General features: G+C 67.2%; 19 protein-coding genes. 8 read left to right on the plus strand and 11 right to left on the minus strand.

What is annotated here, in order from left to right:
• Positions 1-202: 202 nt before the first annotated feature.
• The 5 genes from LGN17_RS23310 to LGN17_RS23330 form a co-directional block, all read right to left on the minus strand.
• Positions 203-1,084, minus strand: a complete 882-nt coding sequence (locus tag LGN17_RS23310; protein ID WP_226198798.1) for a PhzF family phenazine biosynthesis protein — start codon at positions 1,082-1,084, stop codon at positions 203-205.
• Positions 1,085-1,097: 13 nt separating this feature from the next.
• The gene (locus LGN17_RS23315; protein WP_006478174.1) at positions 1,098-1,556 is read right to left on the minus strand and encodes a RidA family protein; all 459 of its coding nucleotides are present in this window, start codon (positions 1,554-1,556) and stop codon (positions 1,098-1,100) included.
• Positions 1,557-1,598: 42 nt separating this feature from the next.
• Entirely contained in the window at positions 1,599-2,780 is a 1,182-nt protein-coding gene (locus tag LGN17_RS23320) for a PLP-dependent aminotransferase family protein (protein WP_175951063.1), read from the minus strand.
• 151 nt (positions 2,781-2,931) lie between these two features.
• Positions 2,932-3,840: a DMT family transporter gene (locus tag LGN17_RS23325; protein ID WP_175951064.1), complete on the minus strand. Its 909-nt coding sequence runs from the start codon at positions 3,838-3,840 to the stop codon at positions 2,932-2,934.
• A 55-nt stretch (positions 3,841-3,895) separates the two neighbouring features.
• Positions 3,896-4,588 carry a VOC family protein gene (locus tag LGN17_RS23330; protein ID WP_226198799.1) on the minus strand — a complete coding sequence of 231 codons (693 nt, stop codon included), beginning with the start codon at positions 4,586-4,588 and terminating at the stop codon, positions 3,896-3,898.
• Between the two features lie 223 nt (positions 4,589-4,811).
• Here LGN17_RS23330 and LGN17_RS23335 point away from each other — a divergent pair, with 223 nt between their 5' ends.
• From LGN17_RS23335 to LGN17_RS23350, 4 genes are all read left to right on the plus strand, one after another.
• The gene (locus LGN17_RS23335) at positions 4,812-6,272 is read left to right on the plus strand and encodes a PLP-dependent aminotransferase family protein (protein WP_175951066.1); all 1,461 of its coding nucleotides are present in this window, start codon (positions 4,812-4,814) and stop codon (positions 6,270-6,272) included.
• A gap of 159 nt (positions 6,273-6,431) precedes the next feature.
• On the plus strand, positions 6,432-8,330 hold the full coding sequence (gene htpG / locus LGN17_RS23340; protein ID WP_226198800.1) for a molecular chaperone HtpG: 1,899 nt from the start codon (positions 6,432-6,434) through the stop codon (positions 8,328-8,330).
• An 8-nt stretch (positions 8,331-8,338) separates the two neighbouring features.
• Positions 8,339-8,935: a chorismate--pyruvate lyase family protein gene (locus LGN17_RS23345; RefSeq protein WP_226198869.1), complete on the plus strand. Its 597-nt coding sequence runs from the start codon at positions 8,339-8,341 to the stop codon at positions 8,933-8,935.
• On the plus strand, positions 8,935-9,411 hold the full coding sequence (locus tag LGN17_RS23350; protein ID WP_226198801.1) for a DNA-deoxyinosine glycosylase: 477 nt from the start codon (positions 8,935-8,937) through the stop codon (positions 9,409-9,411). Before LGN17_RS23345 ends, LGN17_RS23350 begins: the two co-directional genes overlap by 1 nt.
• Before the next feature lie 19 nt (positions 9,412-9,430).
• Here LGN17_RS23350 and LGN17_RS23355 read toward each other — a convergent pair whose 3' ends face one another.
• A complete protein-coding gene (locus tag LGN17_RS23355) occupies positions 9,431-9,685 on the minus strand; it encodes a hypothetical protein (RefSeq protein ID WP_226198802.1) in 255 nt (84 codons plus the stop codon).
• 221 nt (positions 9,686-9,906) lie between these two features.
• Between LGN17_RS23355 and LGN17_RS23360 the strand changes: the two genes are divergently transcribed.
• From LGN17_RS23360 to mctP, 3 genes are all read left to right on the plus strand, one after another.
• Entirely contained in the window at positions 9,907-10,824 is a 918-nt protein-coding gene (locus LGN17_RS23360) for a spermidine synthase (RefSeq protein ID WP_226198803.1), read from the plus strand.
• Positions 10,825-11,022: 198 nt separating this feature from the next.
• Positions 11,023-11,265 (plus strand): DUF3311 domain-containing protein, encoded by a 243-nt coding sequence (locus LGN17_RS23365; protein ID WP_011352801.1) that lies wholly within the window; start codon positions 11,023-11,025, stop codon positions 11,263-11,265.
• On the plus strand, positions 11,262-12,812 hold the full coding sequence (gene mctP, locus LGN17_RS23370) for a monocarboxylate uptake permease MctP (RefSeq protein WP_226198804.1): 1,551 nt from the start codon (positions 11,262-11,264) through the stop codon (positions 12,810-12,812). The genes LGN17_RS23365 and mctP overlap by 4 nt, the downstream gene beginning before the upstream one ends.
• A 349-nt stretch (positions 12,813-13,161) precedes the next feature.
• On the opposite strand, the gene LGN17_RS23375 is transcribed toward mctP, so the two are convergent.
• From LGN17_RS23375 to LGN17_RS23395, 5 genes are all read right to left on the minus strand, one after another.
• The gene (locus LGN17_RS23375) at positions 13,162-13,617 is read right to left on the minus strand and encodes a VOC family protein (RefSeq protein WP_226198805.1); all 456 of its coding nucleotides are present in this window, start codon (positions 13,615-13,617) and stop codon (positions 13,162-13,164) included.
• 243 nt (positions 13,618-13,860) lie between these two features.
• Positions 13,861-14,814 carry a transaldolase gene (gene tal, locus LGN17_RS23380; protein ID WP_175951075.1) on the minus strand — a complete coding sequence of 318 codons (954 nt, stop codon included), beginning with the start codon at positions 14,812-14,814 and terminating at the stop codon, positions 13,861-13,863.
• A 168-nt stretch (positions 14,815-14,982) separates the two neighbouring features.
• Positions 14,983-16,194 (minus strand): benzoate/H(+) symporter BenE family transporter, encoded by a 1,212-nt coding sequence (locus LGN17_RS23385; RefSeq protein ID WP_226198806.1) that lies wholly within the window; start codon positions 16,192-16,194, stop codon positions 14,983-14,985.
• A gap of 55 nt (positions 16,195-16,249) precedes the next feature.
• Positions 16,250-17,425 (minus strand): vWA domain-containing protein, encoded by a 1,176-nt coding sequence (locus LGN17_RS23390; RefSeq protein WP_069257258.1) that lies wholly within the window; start codon positions 17,423-17,425, stop codon positions 16,250-16,252.
• Between the two features lie 27 nt (positions 17,426-17,452).
• Positions 17,453-18,295 (minus strand): AAA family ATPase, encoded by an 843-nt coding sequence (locus LGN17_RS23395; RefSeq protein ID WP_011352794.1) that lies wholly within the window; start codon positions 18,293-18,295, stop codon positions 17,453-17,455.
• Positions 18,296-18,541: 246 nt separating this feature from the next.
• Here LGN17_RS23395 and LGN17_RS23400 point away from each other — a divergent pair, with 246 nt between their 5' ends.
• Positions 18,542-18,901 carry a c-type cytochrome gene (locus tag LGN17_RS23400; protein WP_175951078.1) on the plus strand — a complete coding sequence of 120 codons (360 nt, stop codon included), beginning with the start codon at positions 18,542-18,544 and terminating at the stop codon, positions 18,899-18,901.
• Positions 18,902-18,906: the final 5 nt, after the last annotated feature.

The raw sequence follows: 18,906 nt of genomic DNA on the forward strand, positions 1-18,906 counted from the left end.
TGCTCGCGTGCGCCATCCGTCCGGATGGCTGGCTATGGTTCGGGTTGTCCCGACGTCTGTTCGTTCGCGGGACACGCAACCATGGACAGACCTCCGAAACAACGGATTAGGCCCGATATTACTGGCTGGAACGTTTTTGCGATAGCCGGGCGAATCGTAGGCGGCGCCGGACGGCGCCGGCGCCGTCGCACATCGCGAAATGTCAGACGGGTGACAGGAAGGTGCCGTCGACGACCGTGACGACATGGCCGCCGACCCACGTGGTGCCGTCTTCGTCGTAGCTGACGAAAATGCGGCCGTCGCGGCCGATCGCCGTACCCTGGCGGGCCGTATACGACTGGCCGGGGCGGCGTTCCTGCCGCGTCAGCAGCCCGGCGAGCGCGGCGTTTGCGCTGCCGGTGACGGGATCCTCGCCGAAGCCGAAGTTGCCGCCCGTCATCAGGCAGCGGATTTCGAACGTCGCGGGGCCGCCTTCGGCGTGCGGCGCGTAGAGCGCGACGCCGTCCGTGCCGTAGCGGTGCGTGAGCGCCGCCAGCGCGGCCGGATCGGGCGTCAGGCCGATGCAGGCGTCTGCCGACTTCAGCCGCACGACCAGCCACGGTGCGCCGTTGTCGACCGCGCAAGGCTCGGCATCCAGATCGAGCGCGTCGCTGCGCAACGCGGCAGCCAGCGCCGCGTAGTCCGACCGGTCGAGCGGCGTGACGCGGGCCGGCGGCGCGGCGAACGCCCAACTGTCGGCCTGCTCGCGCAGCGCGACCCGGCCGACCCCGCACTGCTGGATCAGCCGGCCCGGCGTGCGCGGCTGTGCGCCGCTTTCCAGGAACGCGTGCGCGGTGCCCAGCGTCGGGTGGCCGGCGAACGGCAGCTCGCCCTCCGTCGTGAAGATCCGGACGCGGTAGTCGGCTTCCGGATCGGTCGGCGTGCAGACGAACGTCGTTTCCGACAGGTTCGTCCAGCGGGCGATCGCGAGCATGTCGGCGTCGCCGAGCGAATCGGCGTCGAACACCACGGCGAGCGCGTTGCCCTTGAACGGCACCGACGTGAACACGTCGACCTGCTTGAAGCGCACGAGCTGAGTGGGCATCGCGGCGCGCCCGTTACGCGACTTCGGCGATCAGCTCGATTTCGACGCACGCGCCGAGCGGGATCTGCGCCACGCCGAATGCCGAGCGCGCGTGCTTGCCTGCGTCGCCGAACACTTCCGCGATCAGTTCCGACGCGCCGTTCGTCACGACGTGCTGTTCGGTGAAGTCGAGCGTCGAGTTGACGAGGCTCATCAGCTTGACGATGCGCGTGACCTTGTTCAGGTCGCCGGTGTGGGCGTGCAGCGTCGCGAGCAGGTCGATCGCGATCGAGCGGGCGGCGGCCTTGCCGTCTTCCGTCTGCAGATCCGCGCCGAGCTTGCCGGCCCAGACCTTGCCGTCCTTCTTCGCGATGTGGCCCGACAGGTAGACCGTGTTGCCGCTTTGTGCGCTCATCACGTAGGCGGCGGCCGGTGCGCCGGCGGTCGGGAGCTCGATGCCGAGCGACTTCAGCTTGTCGTAGACGTTAGCCATGTGTTCGATTCCTCGTAAAGGGTCGTGACAGGAAAAAGGGGATCAGAGGCGCTCTCGCAGCAGCTTGCCGAGGCGCGCGACGCCTTCCTCGATCTTCTCGGGCGGCACCGTCACGAACGACAGGCGCAGCGTGTTCTGCTGCGCGTTGTCTGCGAAGAACGGCGCGCCCGGCACGAACGCAACGTGGTTGTCGACGGCCGTGGCGAGCAGCTTCATGCTGTCGATCTGCCCGGGCAGGTTCACCCAGATGAACATCCCGCCTTCCGGGCGGTTCCACGTGACGCCTTCCGGCATGTGGCGCTCGAGCGCGCCGAGCATCGCGTCGCACTGCGCGCTGTACAGCTCGCGGATCGTCGGGATGTGCTCGTCGAGGAAACCGTCCTTGATCACTTCGTGCGCGATGCGCTGCGTGAGCGTCGGCGTGTGCAGGTCGGTGGCCTGCTTGGCCTGCACGAGCTTGAAGTGGAGTTCCTCGGGCGCAATGATGTAGCCGATCCGCAGGCCCGGCGCGAGCACCTTCGAGAACGTACCGAGGTGCACGATGTGGTCGGGCGCCATCGACAGCATCGTCGGCAGCGGCTCGCCGCGGTAGTTCAGCGCGCCGTACGGATCGTCTTCCAGCACCGGGAACGGGCTCGACTGCGCGAACGCGGCAAGCGCGCGGCGGCGCTCGACGGGCAGGCGGCGGCCGGTCGGGTTCTGGAAGTTCGGCTGCGCGTACAGCAGGCGCGCGCCTTGCGTGAGTTCGGGCGTGAGGCCGTCCGGCAGCAGGCCCTGTTCGTCGGTCGGCACCTGCACGTAGCGCGGCTCGTACAGCGAGAACGACTGCAGCGCGCCGAGGTAGGTCGGGGTTTCGACGAGGATCGGGCTGCCCGGATCGACGAGCGCCTTGCCGAGCAGGTCGAGCGCCTGCTGCGAGCCGGTCGTGATCAGCACCTGCGACACCCGCACGCTGTAGCGCTCGGCGATCCATTCGCGCAGCGGCAGGTAGCCTTCAGTCGCGCTGTACTGGAGCGCGGCGGCCGGCGCGTCGCGCAGCACGCGATCGGCGGCCGCGCGCATGCGCTCGGCCGGGAACGTGGCAGGGGCGGGCAGGCCGCCGGCGAACGAGATGACCTCGGGGCGTTCCGTGACCTTCAGGATTTCGCGGATGGCAGAGCTCGTCAGCTTGCGTGCGCGTTCGGAAAGCTGCCAGTGCGGCGGATGCAGGTCGCTCGGATTCATAGTCTCCTCGTTCGGATATCGTGGTCAGTCAAGAAAGGTCGTTCGGGCAAATCGCTTCGACGCCGCCGGGTGGGCAGGCACGAGCGCGATCGAGCCTTCGCGGCCGGGTGGGCAAACCGATCAGGCAAAACGTCCATTATGGCGCAGCTGTTCAGCCGGCGCGAGCCGGTTGCGGCGCGGCGGCGACCGCCGAGCGGCGCCCGAGCACCACGGTGGCGATCACCGCGGCGGCGAACAGCCACGTCGACGGCGTCACCGTTTCGCCGAACAGCAGCGCGGAAAAGGCGATCGTGAAGAAAATCTGCAGTAGTTGCACCTGGCCGACGCGCGCGATGCCGCCCATCGCGAGCCCCGCATACCACGCGAAAAAGCCGATGAATTGCGAAAAGAGGGTCACGTAGCCGAATGCGAGCCACGTGCGCAGCGCGAGCGGGCCCGGATGCGCGGCATGCTGCATCCACGCGAGCCAGCCGACCGGCAGCACGAGGAACGGCGCGGACACGACGAGCGCCCAGCAGATCACCTGCCAGCCGCCGATCTGGCGCGCGAGGCGCGCGCCTTCCGCATAGCCGAGCGCGCCGATGCCGACCGCGACGAGCATCAGCGCGTCGCCGGCCTGCACGGTGCCGCCGCCGTCGCGCAGCGCGAACGCGATCACGAGCGCGCTGCCGGCCACCGCGCTGACCCAGAACGCCTTCGACGGCCGCTCGTGCGACAGCCAGGCCGCGTACAGCGCGACGAACAGCGGCTGCAGGCCGTTGACCACCGCGCCGTGCGAGGCCGGAACCGTTTTCATCGCCCAGGCGGAGAACACCGGGTACGCGATGATCACGCCCGCCGACGTGATCGCGAGGCTTTTCAGCTGCGCGCGGGTCGGCAGCGGCTCGCGGCGCCACCACAGAAGCAGGCCGGCCGGCACCGCGGCGGCGAGCGCGCGGCCGAGCCCGTTGAGCAGCGGATGGAGTTCGGAGACGACGATGCGCGTCATCGGCAGCGTCAGGCTGAAGATCATCACGCCGATGAGGCCGAGCAGCATGCCCCGGGTTTCGCGCGAATTCATGTCGTGGGTGTCTCCGTGTTGCAGTGTCGGTGTAGTCGAAGGGGCGGCGGGGCGCTCAGCGCAGCGTGCGCGCGCCTTGCGGCGTGTCGAATTCGGCGACCAGCGCGGGCGGGCCGTCGGCGGCTTCGAGGTCGAGCAGGTGGGCGGCGCAGAGCCAGTCGAGCTGCTCGCGGATCGCGTCCGCATGCGGGTGGGTGCCCTTGAGCGCCGTCAGCGCGACGCCGTCTCCCGGCAGCGATTCGGCCGGGTGGCGCGCGCTGTCCCACTGGATCAGCGACGGCAGGAGGCCGTCGCCTGCGCCTTGCCACGCGGGGAACGTGCCGTCGTCGGGCACCGTGAGGCCCCAGCTCAGGTCGCCGCGCCGCATCGCGACGACCGGCGGGATGCGCGCCGGATACTGGCGCTGCCACAGCCCGAGCTGGCGCGGACGGTCGACGCGCGCGACCCAGTGCGCGAGAAACGGGCCCTGCGCGAGCCGCGCGTGCATGGCCGGGTCGTCGAGCCCGAACAGCCGCGCGCGCGGCGGCGCCGCGCCGTCGTTCGGCGCCGGCGCATCGGGATCGATCGCGATCACTTCGAGGTAGAGCCCGCCCCACGCGCCGAACAGCGCATTGTGGGTCCGCATCAACTGGTGGCGGCCGCCGCCGGCCGGTTCGATGCCGAGCGCGTCGGCGACATGGCGTACGCCTTCGTCGAGCGTGCGCGCGGCGATCACGAGATGGTCGAGTGTCAGGGAGCGGGCTGGCATGAACGTCGGTCGGGAAGCGAAAGTGTCATGGTAGGCAGGCGGGGCGGTGGCCGGACCGGCCGGCGTACCGGCCGCAATGCAGGCCGGTGGGCGCGGTGCCAGGTGCGGCGGGGCCGAAACGGTGGCCGCACCGTCGCCATTCCGGTCAACTGTAATCGTCGCTACCGGCACAGTAACGGTACAATCGGTGCGATAGCCTTCGGTACAGTTGGAGCTGCCGCCCATGTCCACCGTCCCACTCGCCCAGATTCCCGTGCCGCACGACACGGCCACGCTCACGCTCGTCGACCAGCTTGTCCAGTGGGCGCGGCGGCGCATCGACGAACGCGTGTTCCGGCCCGGCATGCGGATGCCGTCGATCCGCAAGCTCGCGCTCGACAAAAGCGTGTCGCGCTTCACCGTCGTCGAGGCGTACGAGCGCCTCGTCGCGCAGGGCTACCTCGACTCGCGGCGCGGCTCGGGTTTCTACGTGCGCGAGCGCACGGCCGCCGGCCCGCAACTGGCTGACAGCGTCGCACGCGTGGCCGAGGCCGCGCCGGTGCACAACACGATCGACGTCGTCTGGCTGCTGCGCAACATGCTGCACACCGTCAGCCCGGAAAAAGGGCCGGGTCTCGGCTATTTGCCGGGCCGCTGGCTCGACGGCGAGCTGATCACCGGCGCGCTGCGCGCGCTGGGGCGCCAGTCCGGCGCGCAGATGCTCGGTTTCGGCACCGCGCAGGGCTTCCTGCCGCTGCGCCAGCAACTGCAGACGCGCCTCGCCGAAGTGGAGATCGGCGCGAAGCCCGAACAGATCGTGCTGGTGTCGGGGATCACGCAGGCGATCGACCTGATCTCGCGGATCTATGTGAAGCCCGGCGATGCGGTGATCGTTGGCGATCCTGCGTGGTTCCAGATGTTCGGCCGTTTCGCGGCGCAGGGCGCGCAACTCGTCGGGATGCCGTACACGCCGGACGGCCCCGATCTCGACGCGCTCGAGACGCTCGTGCAGATGTGGCGGCCGAAGATGCTCGTGATCAACTCGGTGCTGCAGAACCCGACCGGCACGTCGCTGTCGGCCGCGCAGGCGTTCCGGATCCTGAAGCTCGCGGAGGCGTACGACTTCCTCGTCGTCGAGGACGACGTGTACGGCGACCTGTGCCCGCCGAGCTATCCGGCCACGCGCCTCGCGAGCCTCGACCAGCTCAAGCGTGTGATCTACCTCGGCAGCTATTCGAAGACGCTCGCGGCGAACCTGCGGGTCGGCTACGTCGCGTGCGCGCCGGAGATCGCGAAGGCGATCACCGACCAGAAGATGCTGGTCGGGATGACGACGCCCGAGCTCAACGAGCGCGTGCTGTACAAGATCCTGACCGAAGGGCATTACCGGCGCCATGTCGAGCGGCTGCGCGCGCGGCTCGACGGCGTGCGCGACAAGACTGCGCGGATGCTGGAGCGCACCGGGCTGGGGCTGTTCACGATGCCGGCGGCCGGGATGTTCCTGTGGGCCGACACGGGTGTCGATTCGGACGCACTCGCGGCCGCCGCGCACGAAGCGGGGTTCCTGCTGACACCCGGCAGCCTGTTTTCGCCGCAGCAGTCGTCGTCGACGTGGACGCGCTTCAACGTCGCGAACTGCGGCGATCCGGCGTTGCCGGGGTTTCTCGCGCGCTATATCGACTCGGCCGTGCGGCGCGCGTCGTGACGCGGCGCCGCACGCCGGCCCTTGAAATCGCACGCGCCACCCCCAGATAGGCGCGCGAACCGCCGGCGCCGGGCGGTCGCCCGTTCGCGGGCCTCGCGGCATCGCGCGCCGGCCGCCTGCGCCACACCATCCAAGTTCAAGTAAGAGGAAACAGCATCCATGGCACATGAAACGATGAGCTTTCAGGCAGAGGTCAAGCAACTCCTCCACCTGATGATCCATTCGCTCTACAGCAACAAGGAAATCTTCCTGCGCGAACTGGTGTCGAACGCGTCCGACGCGGCCGACAAGCTGCGTTTCGAGGGGCTCGCGGACAACGCGCTGTACGAGAACGATCCGAACCTGCGCATCCGCATCGGCTACGACAAGGCCGCGCGCACGATCACCATCGACGACAACGGCATCGGCATGAGCCGCGACGAAGCGATCGCGAACCTCGGCACGATCGCGCGCTCGGGCACCAAGGAATTCTTCACGAAGCTGTCCGGCGACCAGCAGAAGGATGCGGCGCTGATCGGCCAGTTCGGCGTCGGCTTCTACTCGGGCTTCATCGTCGCCGACAAGATCACCGTCGAGACGCGCCGCGCGGGCCTGCCGGCGAGCGAAGCCGTGCGCTGGGAAAGCGCGGGCGAGGGCGATTTCACGATCGACGCGATCGAGCGCGCGCAGCGCGGCACGACGATCACGCTGCACCTGCGCGAAGGCGAGGATGAACTGCTGTCGTCGCATCGCCTGAAGTCGATCATCCAGAAGTATTCCGACCACATCGCGCTGCCGATCCTGATGCAGAAGGAAGAATGGGATCAGGAAAAGGGCGAGATGGTCCTGAAGGACGAGGACGAGACCGTCAACCAGGCTAGCGCACTGTGGACGCGTTCGAAGGGCGACGTCACCGACGAGCAGTACACGCAGTTCTACCAGCACATCGCGCACGACCACCAGGATCCGCTCACGTGGACGCATAACCGCGTCGAGGGCCGCAGCGAGTACACGCAGCTGCTGTTCGTGCCGTCGCACGCGCCGTTCGACCTGTGGAACCGCGACTATCGCGGCGGCCTGAAGCTGTACGTGAAGCGCGTGTTCATCATGGACGACGCCGAGCAGCTGCTGCCGCAATACCTGCGCTTCGTGAAGGGCGTCGTCGATTCGGCCGACCTGCCGTTGAACGTGTCGCGCGAGATCCTGCAGGAAAGCCGCGACGTGAAGGCGATCCGCGAAGGCGTGACGAAGCGCGCGCTGTCGATGCTCGAAGAGCTCGCGAATGCGGAAGAGGATGCCGGCAAGGAAAAGTACAAGACGTTCTGGGGCGCATTCGGCCAGGTGCTGAAGGAAGGCCTCGGCGAAGATCACGCGAACCGCGAGCGCATCGCGAAGCTGCTGCGCTTCGCGTCCACGCACGGCGATACCGACGCGCAGGACGTGTCGCTTGCCGATTACGTGTCGCGCATGAAGCCGGAGCAGAGCAAGATCTACTACGTGACGGCCGATACGTGGCAAGCGGCGAAGAACAGCCCGCATCTCGAAGTGTTCCGCAAGAAGGGCGTCGAGGTGCTGCTGCTGACCGACCGCGTCGACGAATGGATGCTGTCGTTCCTGCATGAATTCGACGGCAAGCCGCTCGCGAGCGTCGCGCGCGGCGACCTCGATCTCGGCGAGCTGAACGACGAAGAGAAGAAGGCGCAGGAACAGGCCGGCGAGGCGATCAAGCCCGTCGTCGAGAAGATGAAGGAAGCGCTCGGCGACAAGGTGAAGGAAGTGCGCGTCACGTTCCGCCTGACCGATTCGCCGTCGTGCCTCGTCGCGGACGACAACGACATGAGCGGTTACCTGCAGCGGATGCTGAAGGCGGCCGGCCAGAACGCGCCGGCGATGCAGCCGATCCTCGAGATCAATCCGGAGCACGCGCTCGTGAAGCAGTTGAACGCCGACAGCGCCGATTTCGGCGACTGGTGCCATCTGCTGTTCGATCAGGCGCTGCTGGCCGAAGGCGGCATGCTCGACGATCCGGCGAGCTTCGTGAAGCGGACCAACGCGCTGCTGCTGTCGCGCGCCGCGTGAAGACGCGCCTGCGATTCGACGGCGGTCAGGCCGGCTGGCGCGAGACGCCGCGGCCTGGCTGCACGCTCGACCAGCGCGACTGGCTGACGCGCGGCGGATCGCTGACCGCGCACCTCGCGCGGCTCGGCCGCGTGAACGTGCGCGTGACGCGCGAGGCCGTCGACTGTCCATGGTTCGACGAGCCGGACGCGGTCGCCAGTGCGCCGCGCGCGCCGATGTGGGTGCGCGAGGTGATCCTCTCGGTCGACGGCTTGCCGTTCGTCGCCGCGCACAGCATCGCGCCGCTTTCCGCCAGCAAGGGTGTGTGGCAGGCCATGCGGCGGCTGCGCACGCGGCCGCTCGCGGAGCTGCTGTACAGCGATCCGCAGGTCGAGCGTTCGGCGCTCGTCAGCCGGCGCGTGATCGCCGGCCATCCGCTGTATGCGCTGGCGACCCATGCGCTTGGCGGTGCGCGAGCGCCGCATTCGTTCGTCGCGCGACGCTCGGTGTTCCAGCGTCACGGCAAGCCGTTGATGGTCACCGAGTGCATGCTGCCCGCGCTGTGGCGCCATCTCGATGCGCACGGCGACGGGCCGCGCTCGGGCGGGCCGGGCGGAGGCGCGTAATGTTGCGGGGTTTCCCGCCGGTCGTCACGGCGAATACGCACACGATGATCCTCGGCAGCTTTCCTGGCGAGGCGTCGCTGGATGCCGCGCAGTACTACGCGCATCCGCGCAACCAGTTCTGGCGGCTGCTCGGCACGGTGCTCGGCGAGCACGGGCTGCACGAGCTCGCGTACGACGCGCGGCTCGAGCGCGTGCTGTCGCACGGGATCGGAATCTGGGACGTACTGGCCGCGTGCCATCGCGAGGGCAGTCTCGATTCGGCGATCCGCCACGCGAAGCCGAATGATTTCGATGCGTTGAAAGCCCATGCGCCGCTGCTGAAGAAGGTCTGCTTCAACGGCAAGACGGCGGGGCGGTTTGCGGAGGTGATCGGCGCGGCGGGGTACGACACGCTCGTGCTGCCTTCGTCGAGCCCGGCGAACGCGATGCTGACGTTCGAGCAGAAGCTGGTGCAGTGGCACGGGATTCGCGCCTGACGCATTGGCGGATCGTCGCTCATTCGTCCTTGCCCCAGCGCCACTTCGGCTTGTCGCCTTTCAGCCAGCACACGACCGTGAGCACAGCCACCAGCGCCACGATGCATGCCGCGAACGCCAGCGGTGACCGGGCGGGCGAGACGTGCGTCGCAACCGCGACGATCCCGAGCACAAAGAGCAGCAGGACGACCCAGCCTTGCCACGCGACCGGCAACCCCCATCCCCAGCCGTAGCGTTTCGCCGGGAACCAGATCTTCTTGTTGGCCGACTCCATGGAACCTCCTCGACGCCGCGCGGACACCCGATCGCATTGTGCGCCGATTCCGATCCAGGCACGGCGCGCCGGCGGCTACCTCCAGGTCCCTTCGTGCGAAGGGTGACGAATCCGACGGCAATGGTGCCGACGTGGCGAAGGCGTGCCGGTCCGGCGGCGGGATCCCCGCCAATGCTATCCTCTCGTCCGCTAAAACCAGCTTCACCCAGCGAGATTCACACATGACCCGACTGATCAAGCGCGCGTCCGCTGAGGCGCGCGCGTCCAAGCGCAGCAAGCCGTCCGCCTACAACTGCTCCGAGAAACTCCAGCCGCCGCGCGTGAAGCGCCGCCCGGACATCGACGAACACGACGATGTGCCCGTGCTCGAAGCGCCGCGCAAGCCGCGCTTCGCGCCTGTCACGTTCTCCGAAGAGGGCGGCGTGCGCTTCCTGCACTTCGGCACCGAATGGGTGCAGGGCGCGATGCGGATCTCGAAGCCGCTGCATATCGAGCTCGAGTACGCACAGCAGATGATGGCGTGGCTGCTGTTCCTCGAAACGCCCGGGCGGATCGTCCAGCTCGGGCTCGGCACCGGCGCGCTGACCAAGTTCTCGCATCGCTTCCTGCCGCACGCGAAGGTCGAGGCCGTCGAGCTGAACCCGGCCGTGATCGTCGCCGCGCGCACGATGTTCGCGCTGCCGCCCGACGATGCACGTCTCGCCGTGCACGAAGCCGACGCTTGGGATTTCGTCAACGATGCGGCCAACCGCGGCACGACGGGCGCGATCCAGATCGACCTGTACGACGCGACCGCGCGCGGCCCCGTGCTCGACAGCGTCGCGTTCTACCGCGCGGTGCGCGGTTGTCTCGCCGACGCGGGCATCGCGACGATCAACCTGTTCGGCGATCATCCGAGCTTCGTGCGCAACATGAAGCACCTGAACGCGGCGTTCGATCATCGCGTGATCGCGCTGCCGGAAGTGCATGACGGCAACCGGATCGCGATCGCGTTCTCGGGCCCCGCGCTCGACGTGTCGTTCGCGCAGCTCGACGAACGGGCGAAGCTGATCGAGGACACGCTGAAGCTGCCCGCCCGCAAGTGGGTGAAAGCTTTGAAAGAAACGACCGGCGCACGCGACACCTCGTTCGCGATCTGACGCTTCATGCACCGGCGGCATGCCGGTGCAACCTCGCGACAAGGGGCGGATCACCTCGGGTTCGCCCCCGCTTGACCGCGTGCTGGCGGCTCCTATACTGGCGCGAAGCCAGGGGAGCCGCAGCCTACCCGTTTTGCGCTCCTCTCGGCGCCGTACCCGCTCAACAAGATCGATAACCGGGATAGAAGAGGAGACGTCATGGCTCACGATGCCGACGCCAACCGGGCCGCCAAGCGCTGGCTCTGGCTGCTGGTGCTGCCGCTGATTGCGATGGTCTGGGTACCGTCGTACAGCAAGATCGAACCGCAATGGTTGGGTTTTCCGTTTTTCTACTGGTACCAGCTGCTTTGGGTCTTCATCAGCGCGGTGATCACCGCGTTCGTGTACTTCAAGACCAAGAACGCGTGGAAGGCGAGCGGCCCGCAGGGAGGCGCGCGATGAATCTCGGTGCAACCTTCGTCTTCGTCCTGTTGTTCATCGGCGTCACGATCATCGGTTTCCTGGCCGCGAACTGGCGCCGCGGCGATCTCGCCCATCTCGACGAATGGGGCCTCGGCGGCCGCCGCTTCGGCACGATCGTCACGTGGTTCCTGCTCGGCGGCGACCTTTACACGGCCTATACGTTCGTCGCGGTGCCCGCGCTCGTATTCGGCGCCGGCGCGATGGGCTTCTTCGCGCTGCCGTACACGATCCTGATCTATCCGTTCGCGTTCGTCGTGTTCCCGAAGCTGTGGAGCATCGCGAAGCGGTACGGCTACGTGACGGCCGCCGACTTCGTCAACGCGCGCTACGGCAGCCGGATGCTCGCGCTCGCGATCGCGGTGACGGGCATTCTCGCGACGATGCCGTACATCGCGCTGCAGCTCGTCGGCATCGAAGTGGTGATCGGCGCGCTCGGCTTCGATACGACCGGTTTCGTCGGCGACCTGCCGCTGATCATCGCGTTCGCGATCCTCGCCGCGTACACGTACACGTCGGGCCTGCGCGCGCCCGCGATGATCGCGATCGTCAAGGACGTCCTGATCTACATCACGATCGCCGCGGCGGTCATCGTGATCCCGGCGAAGCTCGGCGGCTTCGGGCACATCTTCGCGAGCGTGCCGCCCGCGAAGCTGCTGCTGAAGGCGCCCGACGCGACGAGCCTGAACGGCTACAGTGCGTACGCGACGCTTGCGATCGGCTCGGCGCTTGCGCTGTTCCTGTATCCGCATTCGGTGACGGCGATCCTGTCGTCGTCGTCCGGCAACTCGATCCGCCGCAACATGGCGATGCTGCCGGCGTATTCGTTCGTGCTCGGACTGCTCGCGCTGCTCGGCTACATGGCGCTCGCTTCCGGCGTGAAGGACATGCCGCAGTACGCGCCGTACTTCAAGGCGTTCGGCCCGAACTTCGCGGTGCCCGCGTTGTTCCTCCAGTATTTCCCGTCGTGGTTCGTCGGCGTCGCGTTCGCGGCGATCGGCATCGGCGCGCTGGTGCCGGCAGCCATCATGTCGATCGCGGCCGCGAACCTGTACACGCGCAACATTCACCGCGAGTTCGTGAACCGCAACATGTCGCACGAGCAGGAAACGCACGTCGCGAAGCTCGTGTCGCTGATCGTGAAGGTCGGCGCCGTCGCGTTCATTCTCGGGCTGCCGCTGACCTATGCGATCCAGTTGCAGCTGCTCGGCGGGATCTGGATCATCCAGACGCTGCCCGCGATCGTGCTCGGCCTGTACACGCGCGTGCTCGACCATCGCGGCCTGCTGGCCGGCTGGGCGGCCGGCATCGTATGCGGCACGTGGATGGCGATCTCGCTGAAGCTGGCAGGATCGATCTTCACGATCCACCTGTTCGGTCTCGCGATTCCCGGCTATGCCGCCGTGTGGTCGCTGATCGTGAACCTGGTGGTGGCCGTGGCGGTGAGCGTGCTGGTGCGCGTGATGGGCATGGCGCATGCGGAGGATCGCACGCGGCCGGAGGACTATCTCGACGTCGTCGAGGGCTGATTCCCCGGAGCTTCTGTTGCAGTTTCGACACGACGCCCGCGATGCAAATCGCGGGCGTTTTGCATGGTGCCCGCGAACGCCGCGTGTGGCCGTGTGCTCGTTTCGCGGCCGACGATGCGTCCTGCACGTCAAAGGGTGGCGCCGCATCGCGCATCGTGATCGGCGATCGCAAGTACGACGAAGTGTGGGCGGCGGTTGCGCAGGTCCATGCGGCCGGCAAGCAGAAGAGCGCGCGTCGCGTGCCGCTCGAACGGCACGCTCGAGCAGGCGCTGGCGGAGGTGCTGCGCAAGTAACGGTCCCGCCCGGATCGCCGCGGCTGCGCGGCGGTCCGGGTGGCTGACGCGTGCGTTACTGGCCCGCGCGTTGCGCGAGGTCTTCGCGCTGAGACAGGTCCTCGACGTTGACCATCCAGTGCACGCCGAAACGATCCTTCGCCATCCCGAAGCCGAGCGCCCAGAACGTCTTGCCAAACGGCATCGTCACTTCGCCGCCGTCGGCGAGCGCATTGAACAGCCTCTGGCCTTCCTCGACCGTCGCCGGGTTCAGCGACAGCGAATAGCCGGCATGCGTGCCGCCGCCGGGCTGATTGCAGTCGCCGTCCGAGCACATGATCATCGAGTCGCCGATCGTGAAGCTCGCGTGCATCACCTTGTCGGCCATCTCCGGCTTCATCGGGTAGTCGGGATTCGGCGGCGCGTCCTTGAAGTGCATCTTGAACATCGTCTTCGCACCGAGCGCCTTTTCGTAGAACTGAAGGGCTTCGTCGGCGCGACCGTAGAACGTCAGGTACGGTTGGACTTGCATCGTTGTCTCCTGTAGCGGGGAGCCGGCCTGCACAGCTGCGCGGGTCCGGCGTCGTGCAAGACTGACTGGGAAAGGGCGCCTCGGGAGGCGGCCGACGCACCCGTGACGTGGATTGTAGTGCGCGGGCTTGACGATGGAATGAAAAATAAAAACGGCCGCGAACATGACGTTCGCGGCCGTATGCGGCGTGCGTGCCGACGGCTGTTGCCAGTGTTGCTGACAGCCGCTGACGCGTGTCGCGGCTCAGCGCAGCGAGTCGATCAGCTTCTCGAGCTTCACCGCATCGGCGGCGAATACGCGGATGCCTTCGGCGAGCTTTTCGGTCGCCATCGCGTCGTCGTTCAGCTGGAAGCGGAACGCGGCCTCGTCGATCGCGACGCGCGCGGCGGGCTTGTCCTGCAGCGCTTCCGGCGACAGCTTGCGCGTGACGGTCTCGTTGCTGTCCTGCAGCTTCTGCAGCAAATCGGGACTGATCGTCAGCAGGTCGCAACCGGCGAGTTCGGTGATCTGGCTGGTCGTGCGAAAGCTCGCGCCCATCACTTCGGTCTTGTAGCCGAACGTCTTGTAGTACGTGTAGATGCGGCGTACCGACTGCACGCCCGGATCGTTCGCACCACCGTCCTTCTCTTCATTCCACTCCGCGCCGGCCTGCTTCTTGTACCAGTCGTAGATGCGGCCGACGAACGGCGAGATCAGCTGCGCGCCGGCTTCCGCGCACGCGGCGGCCTGCACGAGCGAGAAAAGCAGGGTCATGTTGCACTTGATCCCTTCCTTCTGCAGCACTTCGGCCGCGCGGATGCCTTCCCACGTCGACGCGAGCTTGATCAGGATGCGCTCGCGGCCGATGCCGGCTGCTTCGTACAGCTTGATGAGCTCGCGGCCCTTGTCGATCGAGCGCTGCGTGTCGAACGACAGGCGCGCGTCGACCTCGGTCGACACGCGGCCCGGGATCAGCTTCAGGATCTCGGTGCCGAATGCGATCAGCAGGCGGTCGATGATGAAATCGGTGCTTTCGTTGCGATGATCGCGGACGGTTTTCTCGAGGATCGGCTTGTACGCATCCTTCTGGACGGCCTTCAGGATCAGCGACGGGTTCGTGGTCGCGTCGCGCGGCTGGTATTGCGCAAGCTGCTGGAAATCGCCCGTGTCGGCGACGACGGTCGTGTACTGCTTCAGCTGGTCGAGTGCGGTAGTCATGGCGATTCGGAAGAAGGGCGCAACGCGCCGGGTTCTCACGGGCCGCGCGAACGCGGCGGCGAAGCGAGGCGGCGCCGGGCACCGCCTCCGATCCGCTATTCTAGGCCCGATTCGTGTCGCGCACGTTCTGGCGTGCCCGATGGCCGCAGCGGCGGGCGCCGTGCCGCGTCACCCGGGTCGGCGCGCGTTCAGGATCACCTGCGTGACGATCCCCGCGACGAGCCCCCAGAATGCCGAGCCGATCGACAGCAGCGTGAGGCCCGACGCGGTGACCATGAACGTGACGAGCGCGGCTTCGCGCTGCTTGACGTCCTGCATCGCGTTCGCGAGGCCGCTCATGATCGAGCCGAACAGCGCGAGCGCGGCGACCGAGACGACGAGCGCCTTCGGCAGCGCCGCGAACAGCGCGGCGATCGTCGCGCCGAAGATCCCCGCGATCAGGTAGAACGTGCCGCACCACACGGCGGCCGTGTAGCGCTTCGCGCGATCCTCGTGCGCTTCCGGGCCCGTGCAGATCGCGGCCGTGATCGCCGCGAGGTTGACGCCGTGCGAGCCGAACGGCGCGAGCAGCAGCGACGCGAGGCCGGTGGTCGCGATCAGCGGCGACGACGGGGTCTGATAGCCGTCCGCGCGCAGCACCGCGATGCCCGGCACGTTCTGCGACGCCATCGCGACGACGAACAGCGGAATGCCGATGCTGACGATCGACGCGATCGAGAACGCGGGCATCGTGAACACGGGTTTCGCGAACGCGATGTGAAAGCCACTGAAGTCGAGCAGGCCGAGCCCGCCGGCGACCGCGGTGCCGACGATCAGCGTCGTCGGAATCGCATAGCGCGGCGCGAGCCGCTTGACGATCAGGTACGTGAAGAACATCGCGAGCACGAGCGCCGTCTGGAACTGCGCGGCGCGGAAGATCTCGATGCCGATCTCGAACAGGATGCCCGCGAGCAGCGCAGCGGCGATGCCGGCCGGAATCTTGCGCATCAGCGTGTCGAACAGGCCGCTCACGCCGACGGCCGTCAGCAGCACCGCGCAGACGACGAACGCACCGATCGCCTCGGGATAGGGCACGCCCGGCAGCGACGCGATCAGCAGCGCGGCGCCGGGCGTCGACCACGCGACGACGACGGGCGCGCGAAAGCGCAGCGACAGGCCGATCGTCGTCAGCGCCATGCCGATCGACAGCGCCCAGATCCACGACGAGATCTGCGCATCGGTGAGGTGGGCGGCGCGGCCGGCCTGGAACATCAGCACGAGCGAGCTCGTGTAGCCCGTCATCATCGCGACGAAGCCGGCGACGAGCGCCGAGACGGAAGTATCGGCGAAAAAGCGGCGGCCGCCGGCGCGGCTGGCGCTCGCGGTGGGCGAGGGGTTCATGCTATCTCCGGGGGAAGCCGCTCGGACGCGGCCTTTGAGTCTTGGGGGGCTGTGGTTACTTGCTGAGTGCGCGCATCGCAGTTTCGAGGCCCGCGAGCGTGAGCGGATACATGCGATGGCCGAGCAGGTCGCGGATCACCGCGACCGACTGCCGGTATTCCCATAGCCGCTCGGGCTCCGGGTTCAGCCATGCATGGTGGGGGAACTGGTCGGCGAGGCGACGCAGCCACACGGCGCCGGCTTCCGGGTTGTTGTACTCGACCGAGCCGCCGGGCTGCAGCACTTCGTACGGGCTCATCGTTGCATCGCCGACGAAGATCAGCTTGTAGTCGGGCGTGAACTTGTGCAGCACGTCCCACGTCGCGGTGCGTTCCGAGTGGCGGCGGCGGTTGTTCTTCCACAGGTGGTCGTACACGCAGTTGTGGAAGTAGTAGAACTCGAGGTGCTTGAATTCGGCCTTCGCGGCCGAGAACAGCTCTTCGGTGCGCTTGATGTGATCGTCCATCGAGCCGCCGACGTCGAGCAGCATCAGCACTTTCACGTTGTTGTGGCGCTCGGGCACCATCCGCAGGTCGAGCCAGCCCGCGTTCGCGGCGGTGCTGCGGATCGTGCCGGGCAGGTCGAGCTCCTCGGCGGCGCCTTCACGCGCGAAGCGGCGCAGCCGCCGCAGCGCGACCTTGATGTTGCGCGTGCCGATCTCGACGGAATCGTCGTAGTCGCGATACGCGCGTGCTTCCCACACCTTCACCGCGGTGCGGTTGCCGTTCGACGGGCCGCCGATGCGTACGCCTTCCGGGTTGTAGCCGCCGTGCCCGAACGGCGACGTGCCGCCGGTGCCGATCCACTTGTTGCCGCCTTCGTGGCGCTCCTTCTGCTCGTCGAGCAGTTCCTTCAAGCGCTCCATCAGCTTGTCGAGCCCGCCCATCGCCTCGATCTGCGCCTTTTCCTCCGGCGACAGCTCGCGCTCGAGGCGCTTCTCGAGCCAGTCGAGCGGAATGTCGAATGCTTCGGACGGCAGGGCGGACACGCCGTGGAAATACGCGCCGAACGCCTGGTCGAACTTGTCGAAGTACTGCTCGTCCTTGACGAGCGTCATCCGCGCGAGGAAGTAGAACGCGTCGATCGACGGCGAGATCAGCCCGGCCTTCAGCGATTCGAGCAGCGTCAGGTATTCCTTCACCGAGACGGGCAGCTTGGCTGCGCGCAGCGCGTAGAAGAAATTGAGCAGCATGGCCGGGCCTTCGCGGGTGGGAGAGGATTACCGGTTGTGCCGGTTCATGTAGACGAGCCGTTCGAGCAGGCTCAGGTCCTGCTCGTTCTTCAGCAGCGCGCCCGCGAGCGGCGGCACGATCTGCTTCGCGTCCACGCCGCGCAACTGGTCGGCCGGGATGTTCTCGGCGAGCAGCAGCTTCAGCCAGTCGAGCAGCTCGGACGTCGACGGCTTCTTCTTCAGGCCCGACACGCCGCGCAATTCGAAGAAACTCTCAAGGGCCGCGCGCAGCAGCTCCTCGCGGATGTCCGGGAAATGGACCGCGACGATCTTCTGCATCGTCGCCGGATCGGGAAACTGGATGTAGTGGAAGAAGCAGCGCCGCAGGAATGCGTCGGGCAGCTCTTTCTCGTTGTTCGACGTGATGATGACGAGCGGGCGATGCTTCGCGCGGACCGTTTCCCGTGTTTCGTACACGTGGAATTCCATCCGGTCGAGCTCGCGCAGCAGGTCGTTCGGGAATTCGATGTCGGCCTTGTCGATCTCGTCGATCAGCAGCACGCTCGGGTGCTCGGCATCGAACGCCTGCCACAGCACGCCCTTGACGATGTAGTTCGAGATGTCCTTCACGCGCTCGTCGCCGAGCTGCGAATCGCGCAGCCGCGACACGGCGTCGTATTCGTACAGGCCCTGCTGTGCCTTCGTGGTCGACTTGATGTGCCACTGCAGCAGCGGCATGTCGAGCGCGGCGGCCACTTCCTCGGCGAGCATGGTCTTGCCGGTGCCGGGCTCGCCCTTGATCAGCAGCGGGCGTTGCAGCGTCAGCGCGGCATTGACCGCGAGCTTCAGATCGTCGGTGGCGACGTAGTGCGAGGACCCTTCGAAACGCATGGCGGCGCTCTTATCAATCGGGGAAAAAAACCCAGTATAAGTCAGAAGGGCTGTCCGGTTGGGCCGTGCCCGCGTATCGTGGCGGGACTGCGGCGGGGCGAACCGGGGCGCCTTATGGACGCGTTCCCCGCCGACGCGGTACAATCTGGCCGTTTTTTTTGGCCTGCGTGGCGATCCGATAAGCAAAACGGCGCGGGCCGTTGCCGCTTCGGCGCCAGTTTCCCCTCAAGCTAGGTTACAAGAGCTATGAACAAATTCGTCGGCAAACACGTCGTTGTCGCAGCGCTCGTGGCGCTCGCGGGCAGCGCGCAGGCGGCCGGTGTGGTCGGCAACCCGAAGGACGGGGCGAGCAAGGTCGCCATGTGCATCGGTTGCCACGGCATCCAGGACTACCGCGCGGCGTATCCGGAGGTCTACCGGGTGCCTGTCCTCGGCGGCCAGAACCAGCAATACCTCGAGAACGCGCTGAAGGCTTACCGCAAGAAGGATCGTCACTTCCCGTCGATGAATGCGATTGCCGGTTCGCTGACGGACCAGGACATCGCGGATCTGGCGGCGTACTACGCCGCCCAGAAGGCCGACTCGAAGGACAACCCCTACAAGTAAGCGCG

Source organism: Burkholderia sp. AU30280 (genome assembly GCF_020420125.1).
Classification (GTDB): domain Bacteria; phylum Pseudomonadota; class Gammaproteobacteria; order Burkholderiales; family Burkholderiaceae; genus Burkholderia.

What these genes read in the sequence shown, in the direction of transcription:
- LGN17_RS23310 (WP_226198798.1), bottom strand. Translation starts at nt 1,084, where the DNA reads ATGCCCACTCAGCTCGTGCGCTTCAAGCAGGTCGACGTGTTCACGTCG.
- LGN17_RS23315 (WP_006478174.1), bottom strand. Translation starts at nt 1,556, where the DNA reads ATGGCTAACGTCTACGACAAGCTGAAGTCGCTCGGCATCGAGCTCCCG.
- LGN17_RS23320 (WP_175951063.1), bottom strand. Translation starts at nt 2,780, where the DNA reads ATGAATCCGAGCGACCTGCATCCGCCGCACTGGCAGCTTTCCGAACGC.
- LGN17_RS23325 (WP_175951064.1), bottom strand. Translation starts at nt 3,840, where the DNA reads ATGAATTCGCGCGAAACCCGGGGCATGCTGCTCGGCCTCATCGGCGTG.
- LGN17_RS23330 (WP_226198799.1), bottom strand. Translation starts at nt 4,588, where the DNA reads ATGCCAGCCCGCTCCCTGACACTCGACCATCTCGTGATCGCCGCGCGC.
- LGN17_RS23335 (WP_175951066.1), top strand. Translation starts at nt 4,812, where the DNA reads ATGTCCACCGTCCCACTCGCCCAGATTCCCGTGCCGCACGACACGGCC.
- htpG (WP_226198800.1), top strand. Translation starts at nt 6,432, where the DNA reads ATGGCACATGAAACGATGAGCTTTCAGGCAGAGGTCAAGCAACTCCTC.
- LGN17_RS23350 (WP_226198801.1), top strand. Translation starts at nt 8,935, where the DNA reads ATGTTGCGGGGTTTCCCGCCGGTCGTCACGGCGAATACGCACACGATG.
- LGN17_RS23355 (WP_226198802.1), bottom strand. Translation starts at nt 9,685, where the DNA reads ATGGAGTCGGCCAACAAGAAGATCTGGTTCCCGGCGAAACGCTACGGC.
- LGN17_RS23360 (WP_226198803.1), top strand. Translation starts at nt 9,907, where the DNA reads ATGACCCGACTGATCAAGCGCGCGTCCGCTGAGGCGCGCGCGTCCAAG.
- LGN17_RS23365 (WP_011352801.1), top strand. Translation starts at nt 11,023, where the DNA reads ATGGCTCACGATGCCGACGCCAACCGGGCCGCCAAGCGCTGGCTCTGG.
- mctP (WP_226198804.1), top strand. Translation starts at nt 11,262, where the DNA reads ATGAATCTCGGTGCAACCTTCGTCTTCGTCCTGTTGTTCATCGGCGTC.
- LGN17_RS23375 (WP_226198805.1), bottom strand. Translation starts at nt 13,617, where the DNA reads ATGCAAGTCCAACCGTACCTGACGTTCTACGGTCGCGCCGACGAAGCC.
- tal (WP_175951075.1), bottom strand. Translation starts at nt 14,814, where the DNA reads ATGACTACCGCACTCGACCAGCTGAAGCAGTACACGACCGTCGTCGCC.
- LGN17_RS23385 (WP_226198806.1), bottom strand. Translation starts at nt 16,194, where the DNA reads ATGAACCCCTCGCCCACCGCGAGCGCCAGCCGCGCCGGCGGCCGCCGC.
- LGN17_RS23390 (WP_069257258.1), bottom strand. Translation starts at nt 17,425, where the DNA reads ATGCTGCTCAATTTCTTCTACGCGCTGCGCGCAGCCAAGCTGCCCGTC.
- LGN17_RS23395 (WP_011352794.1), bottom strand. Translation starts at nt 18,295, where the DNA reads ATGCGTTTCGAAGGGTCCTCGCACTACGTCGCCACCGACGATCTGAAG.
- LGN17_RS23400 (WP_175951078.1), top strand. Translation starts at nt 18,542, where the DNA reads ATGAACAAATTCGTCGGCAAACACGTCGTTGTCGCAGCGCTCGTGGCG.